Below are 683 nucleotides of genomic sequence, written 5' to 3' on the forward strand. Positions count from 1 at the left end.
TAAATGGTTAAGGAGTTATCCAACTCAGGCCAGGGAGCAACACATTCGTCTAGCCCCTGCCAAGCCTTATAAAGAGCAAGACAGCAGCAGAAAGAGAAAAAGTTTCCTCCATCATTTTCTCACGAATTTGCAAAATTGAAACGGCTTGGATCAAAGTTATTGGGCGTAAAAAAGCGTCCATAAAAAAGCTGCTCAACGCAGCACCAAGCATAAAGAAGACAAGAAAACTCTCACGAGAGAAAAAAGTTATGAATACTCTTCTTTCATCCGATAGACAGACATCCCAATAGCGGCGATTGTAGCCAAAACCATAACCACGGCTAAAGCCCATTGTATAGGTCCCTGTCCCGTTAAAATCCCTGTTAACCCTGAAAATGAACCAATGATTGGCGCTAAAACTTCTATCTTTCCCCAAAAAGAATTTTGAGGTATTTCGACTTGTTGATAATTGGAAGAAACATAAGCACCCTTAACCCACAAACCTGCTTCAGCAGCTCGGCGATTTACGAGTCCCTGTAAGCGTTTTCCTCCTGCTCTGGTCCATTTTTGCAATTCAGCCGGCACAGCTTCATACTTCCCTTTATTAAGTTTTTTTAAGAGTGTAGAATTACAAAAAGTTTCTATTCCGACATTATAGCAAAAAGACACAAGAGTAGCAAACTGCTCATCATTTAAGGGTTGCT

1 protein-coding gene is annotated in these 683 nt (G+C 41.0%); it reads right to left on the reverse strand.

The genetic code is table 11. The features are described 5' to 3' along the window. Positions 1-246: 246 nt before the first annotated feature. Positions 247-683 (reverse strand): lysozyme (locus ACFIO5_RS12035; RefSeq protein WP_375705535.1); only part of this gene is annotated, 437 nt, incomplete at its 5' end.

The organism is Bartonella sp. AA86SXKL, from assembly GCF_042196885.1.